At 68.6% G+C, this 22,716-nt stretch carries 23 protein-coding genes; 16 read left to right on the top strand and 7 right to left on the bottom strand.

Annotated elements, in window-relative coordinates; genetic code table 11:
• Window positions 1–42 precede the first annotated feature (42 nt).
• Window positions 43–1,344, bottom strand: coding sequence for a dicarboxylate/amino acid:cation symporter (locus WT16_RS00815; protein ID WP_006026610.1), 1,302 nt, complete (start codon window positions 1,342–1,344; stop codon window positions 43–45).
• A 590-nt stretch (window positions 1,345–1,934) separates the two neighbouring features.
• A complete protein-coding gene (locus WT16_RS00810) occupies window positions 1,935–2,411 on the bottom strand; it encodes a helix-turn-helix domain-containing protein (RefSeq protein WP_006026611.1) in 477 nt (158 codons plus the stop codon).
• A 181-nt stretch (window positions 2,412–2,592) separates the two neighbouring features.
• Between WT16_RS00810 and WT16_RS00805 the strand changes: the two genes are divergently transcribed.
• From WT16_RS00805 to WT16_RS00790, 4 genes are all read left to right on the top strand, one after another.
• On the top strand, window positions 2,593–3,030 hold the full coding sequence (locus WT16_RS00805) for a PaaI family thioesterase (RefSeq protein ID WP_059934408.1): 438 nt from the start codon (window positions 2,593–2,595) through the stop codon (window positions 3,028–3,030).
• Window positions 3,031–3,130: 100 nt separating this feature from the next.
• Window positions 3,131–4,183 (top strand): NADP(H)-dependent aldo-keto reductase, encoded by a 1,053-nt coding sequence (locus WT16_RS00800; protein ID WP_015601897.1) that lies wholly within the window; start codon window positions 3,131–3,133, stop codon window positions 4,181–4,183.
• Between the two features lie 332 nt (window positions 4,184–4,515).
• Complete coding sequence (locus WT16_RS00795; protein ID WP_063532517.1) at window positions 4,516–5,577, top strand: permease; 1,062 nt, start codon at window positions 4,516–4,518, stop codon at window positions 5,575–5,577.
• A gap of 196 nt (window positions 5,578–5,773) precedes the next feature.
• Window positions 5,774–6,196 (top strand): hypothetical protein, encoded by a 423-nt coding sequence (locus tag WT16_RS00790; RefSeq protein ID WP_009912533.1) that lies wholly within the window; start codon window positions 5,774–5,776, stop codon window positions 6,194–6,196.
• 123 nt (window positions 6,197–6,319) lie between these two features.
• Here WT16_RS00790 and WT16_RS00785 read toward each other — a convergent pair whose 3' ends face one another.
• Together WT16_RS00785 and nodI are read right to left on the bottom strand one after the other, a co-directional pair.
• Window positions 6,320–7,156 (bottom strand): ABC transporter permease, encoded by an 837-nt coding sequence (locus tag WT16_RS00785; protein WP_006026616.1) that lies wholly within the window; start codon window positions 7,154–7,156, stop codon window positions 6,320–6,322.
• 4 nt (window positions 7,157–7,160) lie between these two features.
• Entirely contained in the window at window positions 7,161–8,120 is a 960-nt protein-coding gene (nodI, locus tag WT16_RS00780) for a nodulation factor ABC transporter ATP-binding protein NodI (protein WP_269435039.1), read from the bottom strand.
• A 184-nt stretch (window positions 8,121–8,304) separates the two neighbouring features.
• On the opposite strand from nodI, the gene WT16_RS00775 reads away from it, so the two are divergent.
• The gene (locus tag WT16_RS00775) at window positions 8,305–8,796 is read left to right on the top strand and encodes a universal stress protein (protein ID WP_006026618.1); all 492 of its coding nucleotides are present in this window, start codon (window positions 8,305–8,307) and stop codon (window positions 8,794–8,796) included.
• 297 nt (window positions 8,797–9,093) lie between these two features.
• Here WT16_RS00775 and WT16_RS00770 read toward each other — a convergent pair whose 3' ends face one another.
• From WT16_RS00770 to lexA, 3 genes are all read right to left on the bottom strand, one after another.
• Complete coding sequence (locus tag WT16_RS00770) at window positions 9,094–9,834, bottom strand: DUF2939 domain-containing protein (RefSeq protein WP_063532516.1); 741 nt, start codon at window positions 9,832–9,834, stop codon at window positions 9,094–9,096.
• Between the two features lie 36 nt (window positions 9,835–9,870).
• The gene (locus WT16_RS00765) at window positions 9,871–10,197 is read right to left on the bottom strand and encodes a hypothetical protein (RefSeq protein WP_059934238.1); all 327 of its coding nucleotides are present in this window, start codon (window positions 10,195–10,197) and stop codon (window positions 9,871–9,873) included.
• A gap of 64 nt (window positions 10,198–10,261) precedes the next feature.
• Window positions 10,262–10,909 (bottom strand): transcriptional repressor LexA, encoded by a 648-nt coding sequence (gene lexA / locus WT16_RS00760; RefSeq protein ID WP_063532515.1) that lies wholly within the window; start codon window positions 10,907–10,909, stop codon window positions 10,262–10,264.
• 3 nt (window positions 10,910–10,912) lie between these two features.
• Between lexA and WT16_RS35490 the strand changes: the two genes are divergently transcribed.
• The 11 genes from WT16_RS35490 to rbsK all read left to right on the top strand — a co-directional run bounded on the left by WT16_RS35490 (window position 10,913) and on the right by rbsK (window position 22,593).
• Window positions 10,913–11,086, top strand: coding sequence for a hypothetical protein (locus WT16_RS35490; RefSeq protein WP_009912523.1), 174 nt, complete (start codon window positions 10,913–10,915; stop codon window positions 11,084–11,086).
• A gap of 103 nt (window positions 11,087–11,189) precedes the next feature.
• Window positions 11,190–12,227: a sulfate ABC transporter substrate-binding protein gene (locus tag WT16_RS00755; RefSeq protein ID WP_006026622.1), complete on the top strand. Its 1,038-nt coding sequence runs from the start codon at window positions 11,190–11,192 to the stop codon at window positions 12,225–12,227.
• A 130-nt stretch (window positions 12,228–12,357) separates the two neighbouring features.
• On the top strand, window positions 12,358–13,251 hold the full coding sequence (cysT, locus tag WT16_RS00750; RefSeq protein ID WP_006026623.1) for a sulfate ABC transporter permease subunit CysT: 894 nt from the start codon (window positions 12,358–12,360) through the stop codon (window positions 13,249–13,251).
• Window positions 13,248–14,246, top strand: a complete 999-nt coding sequence (gene cysW / locus WT16_RS00745; protein ID WP_059934409.1) for a sulfate ABC transporter permease subunit CysW — start codon at window positions 13,248–13,250, stop codon at window positions 14,244–14,246. Before cysT ends, cysW begins: the two co-directional genes overlap by 4 nt.
• A 13-nt stretch (window positions 14,247–14,259) precedes the next feature.
• Window positions 14,260–15,315: a sulfate ABC transporter ATP-binding protein gene (locus WT16_RS00740; protein WP_063532514.1), complete on the top strand. Its 1,056-nt coding sequence runs from the start codon at window positions 14,260–14,262 to the stop codon at window positions 15,313–15,315.
• A 71-nt stretch (window positions 15,316–15,386) separates the two neighbouring features.
• On the top strand, window positions 15,387–16,316 hold the full coding sequence (locus tag WT16_RS00735; RefSeq protein WP_006026626.1) for a CysB family HTH-type transcriptional regulator: 930 nt from the start codon (window positions 15,387–15,389) through the stop codon (window positions 16,314–16,316).
• Between the two features lie 425 nt (window positions 16,317–16,741).
• Entirely contained in the window at window positions 16,742–17,704 is a 963-nt protein-coding gene (locus WT16_RS00730) for a sugar ABC transporter substrate-binding protein (protein ID WP_063532513.1), read from the top strand.
• A 141-nt stretch (window positions 17,705–17,845) separates the two neighbouring features.
• Entirely contained in the window at window positions 17,846–19,462 is a 1,617-nt protein-coding gene (locus WT16_RS00725) for a sugar ABC transporter ATP-binding protein (RefSeq protein WP_063532512.1), read from the top strand.
• Between the two features lie 85 nt (window positions 19,463–19,547).
• Window positions 19,548–20,561, top strand: coding sequence for an ABC transporter permease (locus WT16_RS00720; protein ID WP_063532511.1), 1,014 nt, complete (start codon window positions 19,548–19,550; stop codon window positions 20,559–20,561).
• Window positions 20,562–20,590: 29 nt separating this feature from the next.
• Window positions 20,591–21,622, top strand: a complete 1,032-nt coding sequence (locus WT16_RS00715; protein ID WP_009912507.1) for a LacI family DNA-binding transcriptional regulator — start codon at window positions 20,591–20,593, stop codon at window positions 21,620–21,622.
• Window positions 21,619–22,593 carry a ribokinase gene (rbsK, locus tag WT16_RS00710; RefSeq protein ID WP_006026631.1) on the top strand — a complete coding sequence of 325 codons (975 nt, stop codon included), beginning with the start codon at window positions 21,619–21,621 and terminating at the stop codon, window positions 22,591–22,593. The genes WT16_RS00715 and rbsK overlap by 4 nt, the downstream gene beginning before the upstream one ends.
• Window positions 22,594–22,716 lie beyond the last annotated feature (123 nt).

The following is a 22,716-nucleotide window of genomic DNA, read 5'->3' as shown; positions in this document are numbered from 1 at the left end:
CCGCAAGGCGGCCGTCGGGCCCGCGCATGCGAATGCCGCGCGCTACACGCGCTCCGTGATCCGCGGCGCTTCGCGCGACGCGTCGTCGCTGTCGGAGTCGACATCGTCGCGCGGGTCGTCGAGCTGGCCTTCCCACTTCGCGACGACGGCGGCCGCGATCGAATTGCCGACCGCATTGGTCGCCGAGCGGCCCATGTCGAGGAACATGTCGACGCCCATGATCAGCAGCAGGCCGGCTTCGGGCAGGTGGAACTGGTTGAGCGTCGCCGCGATCACGACGAGCGACGCGCGCGGCACGCCCGCCATGCCCTTCGACGTCAGCATCAGCAGAAGCAGCATCGTGATCTGCGTGCCGAGCGGCAGGTGGACGCCGTACACCTGCGCGATGAACAGCACCGCGAACGTGCAGTACATCATCGAGCCGTCGAGATTGAACGAATAGCCGATCGGCAGCACGAAGCTCGAAATCTTGCGGTTCACGCCGAAGCGGTCGAGCGCGTCGAGCAGCTTCGGATATGCGGCCTCCGAGCTCGCGGTCGCGAACGACAGCAGGAACGGCTCGCGGATCAGGCGGATCAGCGTGAACGTGCGCTTGCCGAGGAACACGAGCCCCGCGAGCGTGAGCACGCCCCACAGCAGCGCGAGCGCGATATAGAAGCTGCCCATGAACTTCGCGAACGTGAGCAGGATGCCGAGTCCTTCCGTCGTGATCGTCGACGCGAGCGCCGCGAACACCGCGACGGGCGCAAACCACATCACGGCGCCCGTGACCTTCAGCATCACTTGCGCGAGATCCTCGATCACGCCGGTCAGACGCTTGCCGGCGTCGCCGAGCGCGGACAGCGCGGTGCCGAAGAAGATCGAGAACACGACGATCTGCAGGATCTCGTTGTTCGCCATCGCTTCGGCGATCGATTTCGGCACCAGGTGGGTCACGAAGTCCTTCAGCGTGAACGAGCTGGTATTCAGGTTGACGGCGGCATCGGTGGCGGGCAGCGGCAGGCTCAGATGACTGCCCGGCTGCAGGACCGTGGCGGCCAGCAGGCCGAGCAGCAGCGACGTGAGCGACGCGACGAAGAACCAGCCTAGCGCCTTCACGCCGACCCGGCCGACCGCTCCGGTGTCGCCCATGTGCGCGATGCCGACTGTCAGCGTCGCGAACACGAGCGGCGCGATGATCATCTTGATGAGACGCAGGAACACGTCGGACAGCAACGAGACGTAGCCGGCGATTTCCTTCGCGATCGCCGGGTCCGGAAACGCGCTGTGGCAGCCATAGCCGACCGCGATGCCGAGGATCATCGCAATCACGATGTACGAGGTGATGTTGCGTCTTTTCTTCATGAGGAGTCCAAATGCACGGCAGGTAATGCAGATGACGGCGCGGCTCGCCGGCGTGCAAGCAGTGGACTGGGAATCTGAGCTGTTCGCGCGCCTTCCGGTACGGCACGCACCAGACAATGCTCGCGGGAGACGGGTGGCGGGAGGCGGACGCTCGACGCAAGCGGGCGCTATGGTACATCAATTGACCGGGCCGCTTTCAAAAATGACAGCCGTTCGCTCGGGACATCGCGTCGCACGTGTGTCGCGCGGCCGTCGCCGCGCACGCCCCTGCGGATCGGCGGCGGCGGTGCGGTGCGCGCTGTTGCGGCGGCTCGTGATCGCGTTCGGGTGAGGCCGCCGAATGCGGTTTCGCCGGCTCGCATGTCACGAGGGCTTGCCGCATCGACCGGAGAAGAGCCGTGCGTCATGCGTTTGTCTGCACGAACGGTTCGCGATCCAAAGTTTTTCCGGCATGCGGAAAACCGCCGCCAGATCGGCCACGGCTGAATTCGTGCCGCGGTGAGCGGGCCGCCTCGCGCTCGCATGTCTACGCTCACGCGGGTTCCGGATCGCGGCGCGATCGTCGCCGTTGCGGGCGGCGGCCCGCGCCGTCACTCGACCTTGTCCGCCTGTCGCTCGGCCCAGCCCGGCCCCGGCATGGGCTCGACTTCCCGTGGATCGATCGGCTCGCCGCATTCGGAGCACACCATCACCGGATGCATCACGTGAGCGCATCGACGGTGGCGAAGCACGACGGGCGGCCCGTTGCCGTCGTCCTTCCAGCGGTCTCCCCACGCGGCGAGCGCGAGCAGCACCGGATACAGGTCGAGGCCTTTCTGCGACAGACGGTACTCGAAGCGCGGCGGCCGGTCCTGATACGCGCGCTTCGTGAAGATGCCCTCGTCGACGAGCCGCGCGAGCCGCTCCGCGAGCACGTGGCGGGTGAGTCCCAGTTGCGTCTGGAACGCTTCGAAGCGGCGATGGCCGAGAAACGCATTGCGCAGGATCAGCATCGTCCAGCGGTCGCCGAGCACGGCGAGCGTGCGAGCGACCGAGCATGGCATCGAGCCGACGTCGTCCCATTTCATGATCGGATTCCGTGAGAGCAGGGAAAGTGCGTTCGATTATAGAACGCACGCTCGAATCGGCCGCGCCCTTGTGTATTGACAGCCGATGAGCGTCTGCCAATAATGAGCGCCAATATAAGTTCTTTTTTGGAACTGATGGCGCGTCGCGCCGCGTTCCGCATCCCTGCGAGGAGTGTCGTCGATGAATCCGCTTTCCCTGTCCGGTCTCGAACTGTTGCGCGCCGCGGCGGCGGGCGACTTGCCCGCCGCGTCGATCGCCGAGACGATCCCGATGCGGCCCGAGAGCGTCGAGCTCGGCTACGTGAAGATGACCGCGCGCGCCGACGGCCGCCATCTGAATCCGCTCGGCGGCGTGCACGGCGGCTTCGCCGCCACGGTGCTCGATTCGGTCACGGGGTGCGCGGTGCATACGATGCTCGATCCGGGCGTCGGCTACGGCACCGTCGATCTGCACGTGAAAATGCTGCGCCCGGTGCCTCGCGACGTCGATCTCGTCGCCGAAGGGCGTGTGATCCATCTCTCGAAGAGTCTCGGCGTCGCCGAGGGCACGTTGAAGACGCCGGACGACAAGGTGGTCGCGCACGCGTCGGCGACGTGCTTCATCCAGCGGCCGGCGTAAGCGGCATGCGTGGCGCGCCGGCGTCGAGGCGATGCCCTGAAGCAATTGTTCCGATGTGTTAGCTTTGGGTCTTTGCATTCGACGCGACAGGAACCTCGGCATGGAATACCGCACACTCGGCGATTCAGGCGTCAAAGTTAGCCTGATCGGTCTCGGGACGATGACCTGGGGCGAGCAGAACACCGAAAGCGATGCGCATGCGCAGCTCGACTATGCGACCGACCGGGGCGTCACGCTGATCGACGCCGCCGAGATGTATCCGGTGCCGCCGAAGGCGGAAACGCAGGGCCGCACGGAGACGTATCTTGGCACGTGGCTCGCGAAGCGCCCGACGCTGCGCGAGAAGCTGACGATCGCAACGAAGATCGCCGGCCCTGCGCGCCAGCCGCACAACCCGACGCACATTCGCGGCGCGGGCAACCAGTTCGACCGCAGGAACCTGACCGAGGCGCTCGACGGCAGCCTGAAGCGCCTGCGCACCGATTACGTCGACCTGTACCAGTTGCACTGGCCGGATCGCAGCACGACGACGTTCGGCCGCCCCGCGTATCCGTGGATCGACGATCCATACACGGTGCCGATCGAAGAGACGCTCGCCGTTCTCGGCGATTTCGTGAAAGCGGGCAAGGTGCGTCATGTCGGCGTGTCGAACGAGACGCCGTGGGGTGTCGCGCAATTTCTCCGCGCGGCCGAGAAGCTCGGCCTGCCGCGCATCGTCAGCATCCAGAATCCGTACAGCCTGCTGAACCGCACGTTCGAGAACGGCTTGTCGGAGTTCAGCCATCGCGAGCGCATCGGGCTGCTCGCGTATTCGCCGCTCGCGTTCGGCTGGCTGTCGGGCAAGTACGAAGGGGGCGCGCGTCCCGAGGGCGCCCGCATCACGCGGTTCGAGCGCTTTCAGCGCTACAGCAGGCCGCATGCGGTGCAGGCGACGTCGCGCTATGTCGCGCTCGCGAGGCGGCACGGATTGTCGCCCGCGCAGTTCGCGCTCGCGTTCGTCAACAGCCGGCCGTTCGTGACGAGCAACCTGATCGGCGCGACGTCGCTCGAGCAATTGCGCGAAAACATCGCGAGCGTCGATGTGAAGCTGTCGCCCGAGATCCTCGCCGAAATCGACGCGCTCCATGAGCAGCAGCCGAATCCTGCGCCGTAACGGCTGACGGTCGGCGGCGCGGCCCTCGGCCTGCCGAGATGTTGGCCTGTCGGCCTCGCGGATGCGCTGACGGCCCACCGGACGCCGTTCGGCAGGACGCCAGGCGCCGCCGCCTCGAATGCCCCAATCGGAGAATCGCGCGCCGCGTGCGATAATTGCCGCTTTCCGTTGGCTGTCCGGCTCGTCAGGCCGGACGCGTCATCCCGCATCCGAAACCGAGGCGCCGATGAGCCGCGTCCGTCGCGTCATGACGCGACGCGGCATTCGTCCGTCTTCGGCTTTCTGCGTCGATGCGCCATAACGTTCAATCACACGCATTCACGGCGACCAGCATGAGCAGTTCCCGTTCCTACACACCGCATCCGGCGCTCGGCCTCGCGACGTTCGTCGTGCTGGCCGTCGCGGGCCTCTTCTACGTGAAGTGGTTTCCGTACTATCACAAGGCGTTCGTCGCGGCCGAGCATCATTCGATCGGCCAGTCGATCCTGATGGGCGCCGCGGCGCACGCGCCGGGGCCGTCGCTGCAGGCGGCGCTCGATTACGCGTGGGCATACGGCAAGGCGATCTGGCAGGCGATGGTGCTCGGCCTGCTGCTCGGCTCGGCGGTGCAGGCGCTCCTGCCCGCGCACTGGGTCGTGCGCGCGCTCGGCGGCACGGGCTTCGGCAGCGTCGCGGCGGGGAGCTTGCTCGCGCTGCCGGGCATGATGTGCACGTGCTGTGCGGCGCCCGTCGTCGCGGGCCTGCGCGAGCGCGACGCGTCGCCGGGCGGCGCACTCGCGTTCTGGCTCGGCAACACCGTGCTCAATCCCGCCGCGCTCGTGTTCATGGGCTTCGTGCTCGGCTGGCACTGGAGTGCGCTGCGGCTCGTGCTTGGCGTCGCGATGGTGTTCGGCATCGGTTATCTGATCAATCGTCTCGCCGGCGCGCAAACGCGCGTCGTCGACGATGCGCTGCGCGCGAAGCTCGTCGCCGAGCAGGCGGCGGCCGGCAACGCGTTCGTGCGGTGGATGAAGATTTTCGCGCGGATGACCGTGCGCCTCGTGCCCGAATACCTGGTGCTCGTGCTGCTGCTCGGCGCGGCGCGTGCGTGGCTGTTTCCGCACATCGGGCCGGACATCGGCAACGGGATCGGCTGGATCCTCGCATTCGCGATCGCGGGCATGCTGTTCGTGATTCCGACCGCGGGCGAGGTGCCGATCATTCAGGCAATGCTGTCGCTCGGCATGGGCGTCGGCCCCGCGGGCGCGCTGCTGATGACGCTGCCGCCCGTCAGCGTGCCGTCGCTCGCGATGCTGGCGCGCTCGTTCAAGCCGACGACGCTCGCGCTCGTCGCGGCGCTCGTCGTCGCGTTCGGGGTGGTCGGCGGGCTGGCGGCGGTCGCGCTCGGGTTCTGAGCGAGGTTGGCCGAACCGCGGGCCGGGGTGGCCGGACGGGGAAATCCGTTCGGCGGTTAGATGGTTCGGCGGTTCGGCGGGTGTGCGGCCGGGGTGTCGGCGTATCGGCCGTCCGCATGCGGTGCACTCGATCGGGCCGGTCTCGGAGTCGAGGCCGGCCGTCATTTTTCAGAAGCAGAAGCAATCAGGAAAACGCATGACGCAACACAAGGTACATCCCCGCCTCGAACAGGCACTGACGCGCGGCGATCTCGCGATTCGCCAGGCCAACTCCACGCGCGCGACCGCGGTGCTGAGCGCGCTTGGCAAGATGATCGTCGAGGCGTCGGCGACGATCGGCGTCGACGCGAGCATCGACATTCCGCAGGGCGAGCGCGTCTACGATCCGGTCAACGGCGTGTGGCCACAGAAGATGCTCGTGTCGTTCGACGGCCCGGTCGGGGACGCCGATCCGGAGGAATTGCGTACCGTGTACCTGCTCGCCGACGATCCGGGCACGATGTTCCGGGTCGAATGGCACCGCGCGGACGGCAAGCTCGGCCGGCAGGAAGGCGGGCCGCTCGCGACCGTCGCGTTTCTGACCGATGTCGAGATGCCGTGGAGCGACGACGACGAGTGAGCGCAGCGCCGGAGGCCGCGCGGCGCATCGGCGCGGCGCGGTCCGAACGGCTCGCTCGTCCGGCATTCGGCGCGGCGCGCCGTCGCGGCGGCGCGCCGGCCGGGGCCGGCGCGGCCCGGTTGGTCAGCGCATCATCCGGCGCCTGAACAGGCGCGCGCAGACGAAGAATCCGCCGACCGCATACGCGGCGAGCATGGCGACGTGGAGCGCGACGTCGGTTGCCGGACGGTCGAGCATCGCCGGGCGGATCAGGTCGACTGCATTTGCGAGCGGCAGCGCGTGCGCGATGTGCTGCGCGAATTCGGGCAATTGCGTGAGCGGGAAAAACACGCCCGACAGCAGCAGCATCGGTGTCAGCACGAGCGTCTGATAGAACATGAAGAAGTCGTAGGACGGCGCGAGCGCGGTGACGATCATCGCGAGGCTCGCGAACGCGACGCCGGCGAGCGCGATCACCGGCAGCGCGACGAGCATCGACGGAAACTTCGCATAGCCGAGGACGCCGGCGACGAGCATGATCGCCGCGCCCGACAGCATCGCCTTGCTCGCGGCCCAGACGATCTCGCCGAGCACGATGTCGCCGAGCGACAGCGGTGTGTGCATGATCGCTTCCCACGTGCGCTGCACGTGCATCCGCGAGAAGCCCGAGTACATCGACTCGAAGCTCGCCGATATCATCACGCTCGAGCCGACCGTTCCGGCCGCGAGGAACGCGATGTACGACACGCCCTCGACGTGCCCGACCATCAGCCCGAGCCCGAGCCCGAGGCCGAACAGATAGATCATCGGATCGGCGAGATTGCCGAACATCGACGCGATCGCCAGCTTTTGCCAGACGAGATAGTTGCGTCGCCAGACGGCGATCCAGTTGGTGGCGTTCGCGGGCAGCGCGAGTGCGAACGCCGATTCGCGCCGGCGGGGGGCGAGCGCCTGCGACGGCGTGTAGTGGCGTGTATCCATCGTGTCAATCCAGCATCTCGCGGCCCGTCAGCCGCAGGAATACGTCTTCGAGATTCGCGGGGCGGTGCAGATAGCGCAGGCCGGCGCGGCCCTTCAGGCGCGCGTTGATCGGCTCCGGGTCGCTGACGTAGCAAAAGAGCGTTTCGCCGCTGATCTCGGTGCGCTCGGCGAACGGCGCGAGCTCGTCGCGAAGCTGCGCGGGATCGGGCCCGTAGATTTCGATCACGTCGCAGCCGATTTCCGATTCGATCAGCGTGCGCGGCGCGCCTTCCGCAATCTTGCGGCCTTCCTCGATCACGCACAGGCGGTGGCACAGGCGCTCGGCCTCTTCCATGAAGTGCGTGGTGAGCAGAATCGTCTTGCCGCGCGCGAGGAGCGAGCGCAGCCGTTCCCACATCAGATGCCGGGCTTGCGGGTCGAGGCCCGTCGTCGGTTCGTCGAGCACGAGCACGTCGGGATTGTTGACGAGCGCGCGCGCGAGCGTGAGCCGCCGCTTCATCCCGCCCGACAGCTCGCCCACCTTCGCATCCGCCTTGTTTTCGAGTTTCGCGAACTCGAGCAGTGGCGGCACGAGCGCGCGCGCCTCGTGCGCGGCGAGCCCGAAGTAGCGGGCGAACACGAGCAGGTTCTCGCGAACGGTGAAGTCGGGGTCGAGGTTGTCGAATTGCGGCACGACGCCGACGCGCCGCCGCGCATGCCGCGCGCGGGACGGCACGGGCTCGCCGCACAGGCTGATCGAGCCTGCGTTCGGATGCGTGATGCCGAGCAGCATCTTGAGCGTCGTCGTCTTGCCGGCGCCGTTCGGGCCGAGCAGGCCGAAGCATTCGCCGGGCTGCACATGAAACGACAAGCCGTTGACGACGAGCTTGTCGTCATAGCGTTTCTCGACTTGTTGAAAATCGATCGGTGCGACAGACATGGGCAAGTGACTTTCAATTGGAATCGTGCGACACGAACGGGCCATTCTAGTGCATCGGCCGTATCGCTTCAGCGCGTTTGCATCGTCCCGGCGCAGATGTCGCTGCTTCCTGCGTCGCATCATCGCGCTTTCGCGGTGCAACGCGAATCAGCGTTTTCCAGCGCTTGCATCTGGAATTGCGGCGCAGCATGATGAATCCGTGCGCGAGTCGCGCATTGGGGAGGCCGAAATGGCTAGCTACAAGAAGATTCTGCTGTGCTACGACGGCACGCTCGAAGGCCGCAAGGCGCTGCGATGCGGCGCCGATCTGGCGCTCGATCTGAAGGCGGAGACGCACCTGCTGTCGGTCGTCGACATGCGCTCGAGCATTGCGCAAAGCGCCGGCCTGCTGACCGACGTCGCGTGCAGCCGCTTCGAGGAAACCGCGCGGGAGATCCTGCAAGAGGGCGTCGACTGGCTGACCGAGCGTGGCGTGCACGCGCAGGGGCATTTCGCGTTCGGTTATCCGATCGACGAGATCGCGAATCTCGCGACGAAGCTGAACGTCGATCTCGTCGTGGTCGGCCATCGTTGCCGCAGCGGCTTGTCGCGGTGGTGGATGGGCTCCGGCAGTACGCAACTGCTCGACCGCGTGTCGTGCAGCATTCTGGTGGCGTGTTCGTCGCCTGCCGAGCAGAAAGCGGAAAGCGCGAAGGACGCGGCCGCGACGACCGGACACTGACGAGCCGCCGGCGCGGCGGTGGGCGAACAGGAATTGACGGATCGAGGGGGCGGCCGAGCGGTCGGGGCCGGCGTTGGCGGTTCTTCTTGGCCGCTGACGCTCGGTATTGGCTCGATCGGGTAAACGGCCCGCGCCGGTTCCGGCCCGTTCTCAGTGAAGGGCCCGCGGGCGGGTATCCCGGCGGTTTGCCGCGTGGCCGTTTGCGTCGCGCGGCGGATTGTAGTGGTTTGCTTTGATGCGCGGCGCAAGTCGCCGTCAGATCGCGCGCGGCCGACACGCTCGCGCCCCGAGTCGGATTCAATCGTCGTGTAAATCGACTGCCGACAATTTCCAGCCCAAGACCCCGCTGCGACGAAAGACCGCGGCATAACGCGCGCTGCCGTCGTCGCGGCGATACGTGACGACGAATTCGTCGAAGCTTCGATAGCCGGCGCTTGTTTGCGGCGATGGGCCGGACGGCGTGCCCGACGCGGCGGCCGGCATATCGGGCGCGGGCGCCGGTGCGGTTTGCGCCGCCGCGCCGCTTGCCGCAGGCGACGGGCTGCGCGCGGCGTCGGCGTTGCCTGCGCTGCCCGGCGGTGCGCCTGCGCCGGCTGAGGCCGTCACGGCCTGGCTGGCTGCTTGATCGCCGGGCCGATTCAACTCGGGCGGCCGTTGTCCGGGCCGCGCGCGCGGCGGCAGGCCGCTCATCAGCGCGGCGACGCCTTCAGGCGTCGCATAGGCGTCGACCAGCGGGCCAACGAGCGCCGAGCCGATCATCGCGCCGATGATCGCGAGCGGGTTGTCGCGCTTTTGCGCGTCGATGCGCCGCATCAATTCATCGGTCAGTTGCTGCTTCAGGCTGATCCGCAGCGCGGGGAAATCGACATAGGCGCTGATCGCCTGCGCGTCGCGCGCGTCGATTGCCTGCTTCATCTGCCTGAGCGCGAGATAAGGCGACGCGTATGCATACACCGCCGCGACAGCGGCGACGATCAGCGTCACGACGACCGACGCCGGCTTCAGGAAACGCCCTCGCAGGCGTGCAGTGGAATTCAAGCGGTCTCCCCGACGAAACGAACGGGCCCTGGTCCGTTACAGACCTTGCTGCGTCAACGAACGTTCCTCGGCGATGCATCGATCGATCATTCGGCAGATCGCGTCGACCGTGCCGACCATGATGAATCGCGACGGCCCGTGATAGACGCGAACCGGCGCACGCCGCGCGGGCTCCGCATGATGGAGCGAACCGTTCAGCGACACACGTGCGAACGCCGGGAGCGCGGACGGCAGCAGCGACGGCTGCGCGTTCGCATCGTCGCGTGAATGAGCGGCGACGAGCGGCGCGCACGGCGTGCGACCGCGCAGATGGCGCAGACGGCCGAATTGGCGGAAGGGCAGCAGGCGGGCGAGGCGTTCCATGAGGTTCTCCAGATCCAGTCGAATGGCGGATAGACGGGCGGGGCCTCGGCTGGCCGAAAGGCGGTCAGAACTCGCCCGGGCGGATCAGCCCGACGGCGATGCCTTCGAGCGCGAATTCCGCGCTGTCGGCCTTCACGAAGATGTTCTCGTAGTCGGGGTTCTCGGCGATCAGTTCGACGCCGCCCGGCCGGCGCTTCAGGCGCTTGACCGTGACGTCGTCGCCGAGCCGCGCGACGATGATCTGACCGTCCTTCGCCTCGGTGCGCTTCTGCACGGCGAGCAGATCGCCGTCGAGGATGCCGGCGTCGCGCATCGACAGGCCGCGCACCTTCAGCAGGTAATCCGGCTTGCTCGAGAAGAGCGCGGGATCGCAAGCGTAGTGCTGCGAGATGTGTTCCTGCGCGAGGATCGGGCTGCCCGCCGCGACACGGCCGACGAGCGGCAGCGACAACTGCATCAGCGCCGCGTGCGGCAGCGTTAGCTGATGCGGCGCATCGTCGATGCCGAGCAGGCGGATGCCGCGCGACGCGCCCGCCGCCAGTTCGATCACGCCCTTGCGCGCGAGCGCCCGCAAGTGCTCCTCGGCCGCGTTCGGCGAGCTGAAGCCCAGCTCGGCGGCGATTTCCGCGCGCGTCGGAGGAAAGCCCGAGCGCTCGATCGCGCGACGAATCAAGTCGAACACTTGCTGCTGGCGGGCGGTGAGTTTGATCATGGCATGACTGTATGGATAGACAGTGAGCTGTATTTTTATACAGTATCGCGGGAAATTCAAGCGTTACTTGAAGTTCGGCGCTATCGCGGCGATTCCGCCGCGATCCGGCTGCGTCGAAGCGGCGCTTCGGACGCGATAGTCGTCGATTGGGCGCCCCTTACCACTTTTGAGTATTAAAAAATGAGGAACGATTATTTTTAATGATGAAACCTGTTCGTTAGACTGGCCCGGCATCGCAAACAAACCGCAACGAACGACCCACGCATTTGGAGAACAACGGATGGTCAAGCGCAACACGGGGCTGGCAGGCGGCGCGCGCCGTCTCATCGCATCATTCGCGCTCGGCGCGGCGGCGGCGCTTGGCGCGCTCACGCCGGCGCTCGCGGAAACGACGTTCCTGAACGTCTCGTACGACCCGACGCGCGAGCTCTACCAGGACGTCAATCAGGCGTTCGGCAAGGCGTGGAAGGCGAAGACGGGCGAGACGGTGAACTTCAAGCAGTCGCACGGCGGCTCGGGCGCGCAGGCGCGCTCGGTGCTCGACGGCCTGCAGGCCGACGTGGTCACGCTCGCGCTCGCGTATGACATCGACGCGCTCGCGAACAAGGGCCTCATCGACAAGGACTGGCAGAAGCGCCTGCCGGACAACGCGTCGCCATACACGTCGACGATCGTGTTTCTCGTGCGCAAGGGCAATCCGAAGGGGATCAAGGACTGGGACGACCTCGTGAAGCCGGGCGTGTCGATCGTCACGCCGAACCCGAAGACCTCGGGCGGCGCGCGCTGGAACTACCTCGCCGCGTGGGCGTACGCGCAGCACAAGCCGGGCGGCAGCGCGCAGACGGCGAAGGATTTCGTCACGAAGCTGTACAAGAATGCGGGCGTGCTCGATTCGGGCGCGCGCGGCGCGACGACGAGCTTCGTGCAGCGCGGCATCGGCGACGTGCTGATCGCGTGGGAGAACGAGGCGTTCCTGTCGATCAAGGAATTCGGCGCCGACAAGTTCGAGATCGTCGTGCCGTCCGCGAGCATTCTCGCGGAGCCGCCCGTGGCGGTCGTCGACAAGGTCGTCGACAAGAAGGGCACGCGCAAGCTCGCCGACGCGTACCTGAATTTCCTGTACAGCAAGGAAGGGCAGGAGATTGCCGCGCGCAACTACTACCGGCCGCGCTCGAAGGACGTGCCGGCGGCGCTCACGAAGCAGTTCCCGAAGCTGAAGCTGTACACGGTCGACGACACGTTCGGCGGCTGGACCCACGCGCAGAAGACGCATTTCGCCGACGGCGGCGTGTTCGATTCGATCTACAAGCCGCAATGAGCGAGGGCGGGCGGCGCGCCGCACGGGCGCGCCGTTTCGCGACAACACGATATCGGGCCGGCGGACGCGCGTTGCAGCGCGTCCGCCGAGCCGTTGGACCCATGTGCATCACCCTGGAAGAGCATTCCGCATGACGACGTTCACCTTCCGCAAGCCGAGCGCGCTGCCCGGATTCGGCGTGACGCTCGGCATCACGCTGGCCTACCTGAGCCTCGTGGTGCTGATTCCGCTCGCCGCCACCTTTCTGAAGACGGCCACGCTCACGTGGGACCAGTTCGTCGCCGCGACGACGTCGCCGCGCGTGCTCGCGTCGTACCGGCTGACGTTCGCGGCCGCGCTGGGCGGCGCGCTCGTCAACGCGGTGTTCGGCTTTCTCGTCGCGTGGGTGCTGGTGCGCTACACGTTTCCGCTCAAGCGGCTCGTCGACGCGATCGTCGATTTGCCGTTCGCGCTGCCGACGTCGGTCGCGGGCATCTCGCTCGCGGCCGTCTACGCGCAGAACGGCTGGATCGGCGGCCACCTCGCGCCGCTCGGCGTCAAGATCGCGTTCACGCCGCTCGGCGTGCTCGTCGCGCTGACGTTCATCGGCCTGCCGTTCGTCGTGCGCACCGTGCAGCCCGTGCTCGAGGACTTCGAGCGCGAGCAGGAGGAGGCGGCCGCGTGCCTCGGCGCGCCGCGCTGGCTCACGTTCCGCCGCGTCGTGCTGCCCGCCGTGACGCCCGCGCTGCTGACGGGCTTCGCGCTCGCGTTCGCGCGCGCGCTCGGCGAATACGGCTCGGTGATCTTCATCGCCGGCAACGTGCCGATGAAGTCGGAAATCACGTCGCTCCTCATCATCACGAAGCTCGAGCAGTACGACTACGCAGGCGCGACCGCGCTCGCCGTCGTGATGCTCGTCGTGTCGTTCGTGATGCTGCTCCTCATCAACACGCTGCAGTGGTATCTGCAGCGCCGCACGAGCCGCGGCGCGAGCGGCCCGGCGCCGGCGGCGCACGCGGCGACGGCACTCGGAGGCGCGCAATGAGCCACGATACCGTTCGATCCCGCGCGGCCGCCGCGCGCGCCGATGCCGGCCGCGACGCAAGCCTCGACTCCCGCCGCGCCGCCGGCGCGCCAGCGCGAGCGCGCCGCCTCGATCCCGTCAGCGAGCCGCGCGCGGTGCGCTGGCTGCTCACAGGCGCGGCGCTCGCGTTCCTCGCGCTCTTTCTCGTCGTGCCGCTCGCCGCAGTGTTCTTCGAGGCGCTGCGCAAGGGCGTCGATTTCTATCTCGAATCGCTCGCCGATCCGGATGCGTGGTCGGCGATCAAGCTCACGCTGACCGTCGCCGCGATCGCCGTGCCGCTCAATCTCGTGTTCGGCGTGTGCGCGTCGTGGGCGATCGCGAAGTTCGAGTTCAAGGGCCGCGCGCTGCTGACGACGCTCATCGACCTGCCGTTCTCGGTGTCGCCCGTGATCTCGGGCCTCGTCTACGTGCTGCTGTTCGGCGCGCAGGGCTGGCTCGGCCCGTGGCTGCAGGCGCACGACGTGCAGATCATCTTCGCCGTGCCGGGCATCGTGCTCGCGACGATCTTCGTCACGTTCCCGTTCGTCGCGCGCGAGCTGATTCCGCTGATGCAGGCGCAGGGCTCCGACGAGGAAGAGGCCGCGCGCGTGCTCGGCGCGTCCGGCTGGCAGATCTTCAGGCGCGTCACGCTGCCGAACGTGAAGTGGGGCCTGCTGTACGGCGTGATTCTCTGCAACGCGCGCGCGATGGGCGAGTTCGGCGCGGTGTCGGTCGTGTCCGGCCACATCCGCGGCCAGACAGACACGATGCCGCTGCACGTCGAGATTCTCTACAACGAGTACAACTTCGCGGCCGCGTTCGCGGTGGCGTCGGTGCTCGCGCTGCTCGCGCTCGTCACGCTCGCGCTCAAGCTCTTCGCCGAGCGGCGGCTGTCCGCCGAACTCGGGGACGGCCGCGACGGCGCACCCGCCGCCGCCGCGCACCCGGGCGCCGCCGTCACTTCGTCGATTTCGTAAAGAGGCAAACCAGATGGGCATCACCGTTCGTAATCTGCACAAGCGGTTCGGCGACTTCACCGCGCTCGACGACGTCACGCTCGATTTCCCCGCGGGCGAGCTCGTCGCGCTCCTCGGCCCCTCCGGCTGCGGCAAGACGACGCTGCTGCGCGTGATCGCGGGCCTCGAGCACGCGGATTCGGGGCAGGTCGTGCTGCAGGGGCTCGACGTCGCGTCGGTCGGCGCGCGCGAGCGGCAGGTCGGCTTCGTGTTCCAGCATTACGCGCTCTTCCGGCACATGACGGTGTTCGAGAACGTCGCGTTCGGGCTGCGCGTGAAGCCGCGCCGCGAGCGGCCGAGCGAAGCCGCGATCCGCGCGAAGGTGCATGAGCTGCTGTCGCTCGTGCAGCTCGACTGGCTCGCGCAGCGCTATCCGTCCGAGCTGTCGGGCGGCCAGCGGCAGCGGATCGCGCTCGCGCGCGCGCTCGCCGTCGAGCCGAAAGTGCTGCTGCTCGACGAGCCGTTCGGCGCGCTCGACGCGAAGGTGCGCAAGGAGCTGCGCGGCTGGCTGCGCCGGCTGCACGACGATCTGCACATCTCGACGATCTTCGTCACGCACGATCAGGAGGAGGCGCTCGAGGTGGCCGACCGGATCGTCGTGCTCAATCACGGCCGCATCGAGCAGGTCGGCAGCCCGCAGGACGTCTACGATCATCCGCGAAGCGCGTTCGTCTACGAGTTCCTCGGCGCGGCGAACCGGCTCGACGGCACCGTGAGCGGCCAGGGCTTCGTCGCGCACGGCGCGGCGCAGGCGATCGCCGTCGATGCCGATTTCGCGGGCCCGGCGCGCGCGTACGTGCGCCCGCACGATCTCGAGCTCGTCTCGCCGCTCGCGCGCGCGGACGGCATCGCGGCCGACGTGCGGCGCGTCGTGCCGCTCGGCGGCTCGGTGCGCGTCGAACTCGCCGCGCGCACGGGCGGCGTGCTCGAGGCGGAGCTCGATCGCAACGCGTGGCGCGCGCTCGCGCTCGACGTCGGCGACGCGCTGACCGCCGTGCCGCGCGTGGTGCGCGTGTTTCCGGCGCGCTGACGGCGGGCCGGCGAGCGCTTCGCGCATGCGGATTTCACAGACCAACAAGGACATCGCCCGAGAGGCTACCCATGAATTTCCAACAGTTGCGCTTCGTGCGCGAAGCGGTGCGGCAGAACATGAACCTGACGGAGGTCGCGAACGTGCTGTACACGTCGCAGTCGGGCGTGTCGAAGCAGATCAAGGATCTGGAGGACGAGCTCGGCGTGGACATCTTCATCCGCCGCGGCAAGCGCCTGACGGGGCTGACCGAGCCCGGCAAGGCGGTCCATCAACTGATCGAGCGGATGCTGCTCGACGCGGAGAACCTGCGCCGCGTCGCGCGCCAGTTCGCGGATCAGGACAGCGGCCACCTCGTCGTCGCGACGACGCATACGCAGGCGCGCTACGCGCTGCCGAAGGTGGTCCGCCAGTTCACGGAGGTCTATCCGAAGGTGCATCTCGCGCTGCGCCAGGGCAGCCCGCAGCAGATCGCGCAGATGATCCTGAACGGCGAGGCGGATCTCGGCATCTCGACCGAGGCGCTCGACCGCTATCCGGACATCGCCACGTTCCCGTGCTATTCGTGGCATCACGTCGTCGTCGTGCCGAAGGGGCATCCGCTCGTCGGCCGCGAGAACGTGTCGCTCGACGACATCGCCGAGTATCCGATCATCACGTACGACCAGGACTTCACCGGCCGCTCGCACATCGACCAGGCGTTCGCGAATGCGGGCGCGGTGCCGGACGTCGTGCTGACGGCGATCGACGCGGACGTGATCAAGACCTACGTCGAGCTCGGGATGGGGATCGGCGTCGTCGCCGCGATGGCGTATGACGCGCAGCGGGACACGGGGCTCGTCGCGCTCGACACGCAGCACCTGTTCGAAGCGAGCACGACGCGCGTCGGCCTGCGGCGCGGCGCGTTCCTGCGCGCGTACGCGTACCGGTTGATCGAGATGTTCGCGCCGCATCTGTCCGAAAGCGAGATCGCCGGGCAATTGCGGGAAGCGGCGGCCTGAGCGCCGGGCGCGGGCGGCGGCGGGGCCGCGCGGCCGCGCGGCCGCGGCCTTGCGCACCCGGCATGCCGGCTTCTTCGAGTCGGCCGTTCCTCCTTCGCTCTTCGCCGCGCGCTTCGTTGCTTGACTTCCCACCGCGCCGACTGTCGTTTTCCTGTCCGGGTCGGCTCCGCACAAACCCTTAAATGCCCGAATCGGCGTTGCGTAATGCGAAGAAAAGGCTGACGATAGGCGCTCCCGATATCAAGAAAAAGGACCGGGATGCGCAGTTTGCGCGGCCGACCGTACGCAGGCAGTCTCTTCCGACGTATTCCCTTCGTGGCGCAGATGCTTGAAACGCCTTGTCGGTTTGGTCTGAGCAAACGTTTGCTCGTCGTGAAAACGACACTCGATCCGTCCGGGACCACAACCCCTGCCAGGAGAGTCGCATGGATGTCAGCCTCCGCCGCCGCGTGCTAGCCGCCGCGGCCGTTTGCGTCGCCATCGCCGCTGCCGGACCGTTCTCGGTCGCGCGCGCCGAGACCGCGCACAAGCCGAAGGTCGCCCTCGTGATGAAGTCGCTCGCCAACGAGTTCTTCCTCACGATGGAGAACGGCGCGAAGGAATACCAGAAACACAACGCGAGCCAGTTCGATCTCGTCACGAACGGCATCAAGGACGAAACGGACACCGCGAGCCAGATCCGCATCGTCGAGCAGATGATCGTGTCGAAGGTCGACGCGATCGTGCTCGCGCCCGCCGATTCGAAGGCGCTCGTGCCCGTCGTCAAGAAGGCCGTTGACGCGGGCATCGTCGTCGTCAACATCGACAACCGGCTCGATCCGGACGTGCTCAAGTCGAAGAGCCTGAACGTGCCGTTCGTCGGCCCGGACAACCGCAAGGGCGCGCGGATGGTCGGCGACCATCTTGCGAAGCGGCTGAAGGCGGGCGACCAGGTCGGCATCGTCGAGGGCGTGCCGACGACCACCAACGCACAGCAGCGCACCGCGGGCTTCCAGGACGCGATGAAGGCGGCGGGCGCGAAGGTCGTGTCGGTGCAGTCGGGCGAATGGGAGATCGACAAGGGCAATGCGGTCGCGTCCGCGATGCTCAACGAATACCCGAACCTGAAGGCGCTCCTCTGCGGCAACGACAACATGGCGATCGGCGCCGTGTCCGCGGTGCGCGCGGCGGGCCGCCAGGGCAAGGTGTACGTCGTCGGCTACGACAACATCAACGCGATCAAGCCGATGCTCAAGGACGGCCGCGTGCTCGCGACCGCCGACCAGTATGCGGCGAAGCAGGCCGTGTTCGGCATCGACACGGCGCTCAAGGCGCTCGCCGAGCATCGTAAGCAGGCCGACATGACGGGGGTCGTCGCGACGCCCGTCGATCTCGTGACGAAGCCGTAATCCGGCGCGGCGGCGCGCGCCGCGCCGCTCAAGAACGCCGCGAGGCGGCCGATATCAGGTCAGAGCGTGACCGCGGCCGCTTCGCGTCCACGTCCGCGCGGCTCGCGCGGATCGCGACGACCGTTTTTCACCAGGATCGCGATGGATTCGACCGACCCAGATTCGACGCCTGATACGCCGCCTACGTCGACTATGCCGCCTACGTCGACTACGCCGACGCTCGTCGTGACCGGCATCGGCAAGACCTACGCCGAGCCCGTGCTCGCCGACGTGTCGCTCACGCTCCATCCGGGCGAGGCGCTCGCGCTGACGGGCGAGAACGGCGCGGGCAAGAGCACGCTGTCGAAGATCGTCGCCGGGCTCGTCGCGCCGACGACGGGCGCGATGCGGTTCGCGGGCGCCGCGTACGCGCCGCAAAGCCGCGCGCATGCGGAGGCGCTCGGCGTGCGGATGGTGATGCAGGAGCTCAACCTCGTGCCGACGCTCACCGTCGCCGAGAACCTGTTTCTCGACCGCCTGCCGCACCGGTTCGGCGTGATCGACCGCCGGCGGCTCGCGGCCGACGCGCGCACGGCGATGGCGCGCGTCGGGCTCGATTCGCTCGATCCCGACACGCCCGTCGGCGCGCTCGGGATCGGTCATCAGCAGATGGTCGAGATCGCGCGGAGCCTCGCGGGCGACTGCCGCGTGCTGATCCTCGACGAGCCGACCGCGATGCTGACCGCGCGCGAAGTCGAGCTGCTGTTCGACCAGATCGCGCGGCTGAAGGCCGACGGCGTCGCGCTCGTCTACATCTCGCACCGGCTCGAGGAACTCGCGCGCGTCGCGCAGCGGGTGGCGGTGCTGCGCGACGGCCGGCTCGTGCACGTCGGCCGGATCGACGCGCAGCCGGTCGAGCGGCTCGTCGCGCTGATGGCCGGGCGCGAGATCGCCGAGCAGGCGGTGCACGGCGCGCGCGCGCCGGGCGCGCCGGGCGCGCCGCGCCTGAGGATCGAGCGGCTGTCGCGCGGCGACGCGGTGCGCGATGTGTCGTTCGACGTGCGCGCGGGCGAGATCTTCGGCATTTCCGGGCTGATCGGCGCGGGGCGCACCGAGCTGCTGCGGCTCATCTACGGCGCGGACGCGGCGGACGGCGGCGTCGTGTCGGTCGGCGACCCGCCGCGGCCCGCGGCGATCCGCTCGCCCGCCGACGCGGTGCGCCACGGCATCGCGCTCGTCAGCGAGGACCGCAAGGGCGAGGGGCTGCTGCTGCCGCAGTCGATCGCGGCGAACCTGTCGCTCGGGCAGCTTGCGCGCGTCGCGCGCGGCGGCGTCGTCGACGGCGAGCGGGAAAACGCGCTCGCCGCGCGGCGGATCGATACGCTGCGCATCCGCGCGCGCGGCCCCGCGCAGCCGGTGGCGGAGCTGTCGGGCGGCAATCAGCAGAAGGTCGCGATCGGCCGCTGGCTCGGCCGCGACATGGGCGTGCTGCTGTTCGACGAGCCGACGCGCGGGATCGACGTCGGCGCGAAGTTCGACATCTACGCGCTCCTCGACGCGCTCGCGCGCGAGGGTCGCGCGATCGTCGTCGTGTCGAGCGACCTGCGCGAGCTGATGCTGATCTGCGACCGGATCGGCGTAATGTCGGCGGGGCGGATGCACGCCGTGTTCGAGCGCGGCGCGTGGACGCAGGACGCGCTCCTCGCCGCCGCGTTCGCCGGCTACGCGCGCCGCGACGCGGCATTGCAGCCGCCCGGCGACGCGCGTAGCGCCGCGTAGCGGCCGCGCCCGACGCGGCTCCGAAGCCGCCGCGCGGCCCACTCCCTCATCCATAATCGAGACAGCAACACCCAGGATTTTCACGATGAACGACCGATCCATCGACCGACACGCCGATAGCCCGTCCGGGCAGGCGGCGGCCGTCACGGCGAAGCCGGCCGGCGTGCGGCTCGGCCTGTCGAACTATGTCGGGCTCGCGCTCGCGCTTCTCGCGCTGATCGCGCTCTTCTCGATGCTCAGCTCGCATTTCCTCACGTACGACACGTTCAGCACGATCGCGAATCAGATTCCCGATCTCGTCGTGCTGTCGGTCGGCATGACCTTCATCCTCATCATCGCGGGAATCGACCTGTCGGTCGGCTCCGTGCTCGCGCTCGCGGCGTCGGTCGTGAGCGTCGCCGCGCTGCGCTGGCAGTGGCCGCCGCTGCCCGCCGCGCTCGCCGGCGTCGCGGCCGCCGCCGCGACGGGCACGCTCACGGGCGCGGTGACGGTCGGCTGGCGGATTCCGTCGTTCATCGTGTCGCTCGGCGTGCTCGAGGCGGCGCGCGGCGTCGCGTATCAATTGACGAATTCGCGCACCGCTTACATCGGCGACGCATTCGATTTCCTGTCGAACCCGATCGCGCTCGGCATCTCGCCCGCGTTCCTGATCGCGGTGGCGGTGATGGCCGTCGCCCAGTTCGTGCTCGCGCGCACGGTGTTCGGCCGCTATCTCGTCGGCATCGGCACGAACGAGGAAGCGGTGCGACTGGCCGGGGTTAACCCGAGGCCGTATAAAATCATCGTTTTCGCGCTGATGGGCGCGCTCGCGGGGCTCGCCGCGCTGTTCCAGATCTCCCGGCTCGAAGCCGCCGATCCGAACGCGGGCGCGGGCCTCGAGCTGCAGGTGATCGCGGCCGTCGTGATCGGCGGCACGAGCCTGATGGGCGGTCGCGGCTCGGTCGTCAGCACGTTCTTCGGCGTGTTGATCATCTCGGTGCTCGCGGCAGGGCTCGCGCAGACCGGCGCGAACGAACCGACCAAGCGCATCATCACCGGCGCCGTGATCGTCGTGGCCGTCGTGCTCGACACGTATCGCAGCCGGCGCGCGCGGGGATAGCAAAGAACAACGAACCAGAGAGAATCGGAATGGCGACGATCAAGGATGTGGCGGCCATCGCCGGCGTATCGTTCACGACGGTATCGCACGTGGTCAACAACTCGCGGCCCGTGTCGGCCGACGTGCGGGCCAAGGTCGAGCGGGCGATCCGCGAGCTCAACTACGTGCCGTCGGCCGTCGCGCGCTCGCTGAAGGCGCGCTCGACGGCCACCATCGGCCTCGTGGTGCCGAACAGCACGAACCCGTACTTCGCCGAGCTCGCGCGCGGCATCGAAGACCAGTGCGCGCTGTCCGGCTATTGCGTGTTCCTGTGCAACTCGGACGACGATCCCGAGAAGCAGCGCAACTACCTGCGCGTGCTGCAGGAAAAGCGCATCGACGGGCTCATCATCGCGTCGGCGGGCGACGACGCGGTGCTCGCGCAGTCGCTTGCCGACACGCGCGAGCCGCTCGTCGTCGTCGACCGGAACATCGAGGGGCTCGCGGCCGATCTCGTGCAGATCGACCACGAGCGCGGCGCGTATCTCGCCACGCGCCACCTGCTCGAACTCGGCCACGCGAAGATCGGCTGCATCACGGGCGCCGTGTCGACCGCGGTGAGCGCGATGCGCGTGCACGGCTTCATCCGCGCGATGGCCGAGCGCGGGATCGACATCGTGCCGGGCGCGATCGCCGAAAGCGACTTTTCGTGCATCGGCGGCTATCACGCGGCCGTGCGCCTCTTCGACACCGTGCGCCCGAGCGCGATCTTCGCAGGCAACGACCTGATGGGGCTCGGCGCGCTGCGCGCGGCCGCCGAGCGCGGCATTCGCGTGCCGTCGGACTGCTCGATCATCGGCTTCGACGACATCGAGCTGTCGCGCTACACGTATCCGGCGCTGTCGACGGTCGGCCAGTCGGTGCGCGCGCTGGGCGAGATGGCCGCGCAGACGCTGATCGAGCGGATCGGCTGCGGCGCGTCGGGCGCGCCGCAGCGCCGGCGCGTCGTATCGCCGCGCCTCGTGCTGCGCGAATCGACGACCGTCTACGTGGAGCCGGCCGACGCCGGATATCGAGGATGACGGCCGCCGTCGAACGCGCCGCCGGGCGGGCCGCGCCCGCGCGCGCCGGCAGGGTGATGGTGATCGGCAGCCTCAACATGGACCTCGTCGTGCGCGCGCCGCGGCTGCCGCAGCCGGGCGAGACGCTCGCCGGCCGCTCGTTCGCGCAGGCGGCGGGCGGCAAGGGCGGCAACCAGGCGGTCGCGGCCGCGCGGCTCGGCGCGCAGGTCGCGATGCTCGGCCGGGTCGGCGCGGACGCGCACGGCGCCGCGCTGCGCGCGGGGCTCGTCGCCGAGGGGATCGACTGCGACGCGCTGTCGGTCAGCACGACGGCGACGACGGGCGTCGCGCTCATCGTCGTCGACGATGCGAGCCAGAACGCGATCGTGATCGTTGCCGGCAGCAACGGCGAGGTGACGCCCGAATCGATCGCCGAGCACGGCGCGGCGCTCGCCGCGGCCGACGTGCTGATCTGCCAGCTCGAGACGCCAGACGCCGCGGTCCGCGCGGCGCTCGCCGCCGGCCGCCGGCTCGGCAAGACGGTCGTGCTGAATCCGGCGCCCGCCGTCGGGCCGCTGCCCGCCGACTGGCTGCCGCTCGTCGACTATCTGATCCCGAACGAGATCGAGGCCGCCGCGCTGACCGGGCTGCCGGTGCGCGACCCGGCGGGCGCCGAGGCCGCCGCGCGCGCGCTCGCGGCGGCGGGCGCGCGCAACGTGATCGTCACGCTGGGCGGCCAGGGCGTGCTCGCGCTGACGGCGGACGGCGCCGCGCGCCATTACCCGGCGCCGCGCGTCGCGCCCGTCGACACGACGGCCGCGGGCGACACGTTCATCGGCGGCTTCGCCGCACGGCTCGCGGCGGGCGACGCGCCGCACGACGCAATCCGGTTCGCGCAGCGCGCGGCTGCGCTGTCGGTCACGCGCGCGGGCGCGCAGCCGTCGATTCCGACGCTCGCCGAGCTCGACGCGTTCGCGCCGGACCCGTCCTGACGCGCGCCACGCTGCACCGGGCTTCGTCAGGAAAAAGAAAGAAAAATGTCGAACCCGGTGGCCGTGGCGAACGAGATTTTCTTCACACGGACGCCCGCCCGGATCAAGTCTTCCTGTCGAAAG

This window comes from Burkholderia sp. MSMB1589WGS (assembly GCF_001636105.1).
Lineage (GTDB): Bacteria > Pseudomonadota > Gammaproteobacteria > Burkholderiales > Burkholderiaceae > Burkholderia > Burkholderia humptydooensis.
Note: the sequence above shows the minus strand (reverse complement) of the source record. Positions and strands in the feature narration are given on the sequence as shown.

Coding starts and splice junctions, on each gene's coding strand:
- WT16_RS00815 (WP_006026610.1), bottom strand. CDS start 1,344: ATGAAGAAAAGACGCAACATCACCTCGTACATCGTGATTGCGATGATC.
- WT16_RS00810 (WP_006026611.1), bottom strand. CDS start 2,411: ATGAAATGGGACGACGTCGGCTCGATGCCATGCTCGGTCGCTCGCACG.
- WT16_RS00805 (WP_059934408.1), top strand. CDS start 2,593: ATGAATCCGCTTTCCCTGTCCGGTCTCGAACTGTTGCGCGCCGCGGCG.
- WT16_RS00800 (WP_015601897.1), top strand. CDS start 3,131: ATGGAATACCGCACACTCGGCGATTCAGGCGTCAAAGTTAGCCTGATC.
- WT16_RS00795 (WP_063532517.1), top strand. CDS start 4,516: ATGAGCAGTTCCCGTTCCTACACACCGCATCCGGCGCTCGGCCTCGCG.
- WT16_RS00790 (WP_009912533.1), top strand. CDS start 5,774: ATGACGCAACACAAGGTACATCCCCGCCTCGAACAGGCACTGACGCGC.
- WT16_RS00785 (WP_006026616.1), bottom strand. CDS start 7,156: ATGGATACACGCCACTACACGCCGTCGCAGGCGCTCGCCCCCCGCCGG.
- nodI (WP_269435039.1), bottom strand. CDS start 8,120: ATGGCCCGTTCGTGTCGCACGATTCCAATTGAAAGTCACTTGCCCATG.
- WT16_RS00775 (WP_006026618.1), top strand. CDS start 8,305: ATGGCTAGCTACAAGAAGATTCTGCTGTGCTACGACGGCACGCTCGAA.
- WT16_RS00765 (WP_059934238.1), bottom strand. CDS start 10,197: ATGGAACGCCTCGCCCGCCTGCTGCCCTTCCGCCAATTCGGCCGTCTG.
- lexA (WP_063532515.1), bottom strand. CDS start 10,909: ATGATCAAACTCACCGCCCGCCAGCAGCAAGTGTTCGACTTGATTCGT.
- WT16_RS35490 (WP_009912523.1), top strand. CDS start 10,913: ATGACTGTATGGATAGACAGTGAGCTGTATTTTTATACAGTATCGCGG.
- WT16_RS00755 (WP_006026622.1), top strand. CDS start 11,190: ATGGTCAAGCGCAACACGGGGCTGGCAGGCGGCGCGCGCCGTCTCATC.
- cysT (WP_006026623.1), top strand. CDS start 12,358: ATGACGACGTTCACCTTCCGCAAGCCGAGCGCGCTGCCCGGATTCGGC.
- cysW (WP_059934409.1), top strand. CDS start 13,248: ATGAGCCACGATACCGTTCGATCCCGCGCGGCCGCCGCGCGCGCCGAT.
- WT16_RS00740 (WP_063532514.1), top strand. CDS start 14,260: ATGGGCATCACCGTTCGTAATCTGCACAAGCGGTTCGGCGACTTCACC.
- WT16_RS00735 (WP_006026626.1), top strand. CDS start 15,387: ATGAATTTCCAACAGTTGCGCTTCGTGCGCGAAGCGGTGCGGCAGAAC.
- WT16_RS00730 (WP_063532513.1), top strand. CDS start 16,742: ATGGATGTCAGCCTCCGCCGCCGCGTGCTAGCCGCCGCGGCCGTTTGC.
- WT16_RS00725 (WP_063532512.1), top strand. CDS start 17,846: ATGGATTCGACCGACCCAGATTCGACGCCTGATACGCCGCCTACGTCG.
- WT16_RS00720 (WP_063532511.1), top strand. CDS start 19,548: ATGAACGACCGATCCATCGACCGACACGCCGATAGCCCGTCCGGGCAG.
- WT16_RS00715 (WP_009912507.1), top strand. CDS start 20,591: ATGGCGACGATCAAGGATGTGGCGGCCATCGCCGGCGTATCGTTCACG.
- rbsK (WP_006026631.1), top strand. CDS start 21,619: ATGACGGCCGCCGTCGAACGCGCCGCCGGGCGGGCCGCGCCCGCGCGC.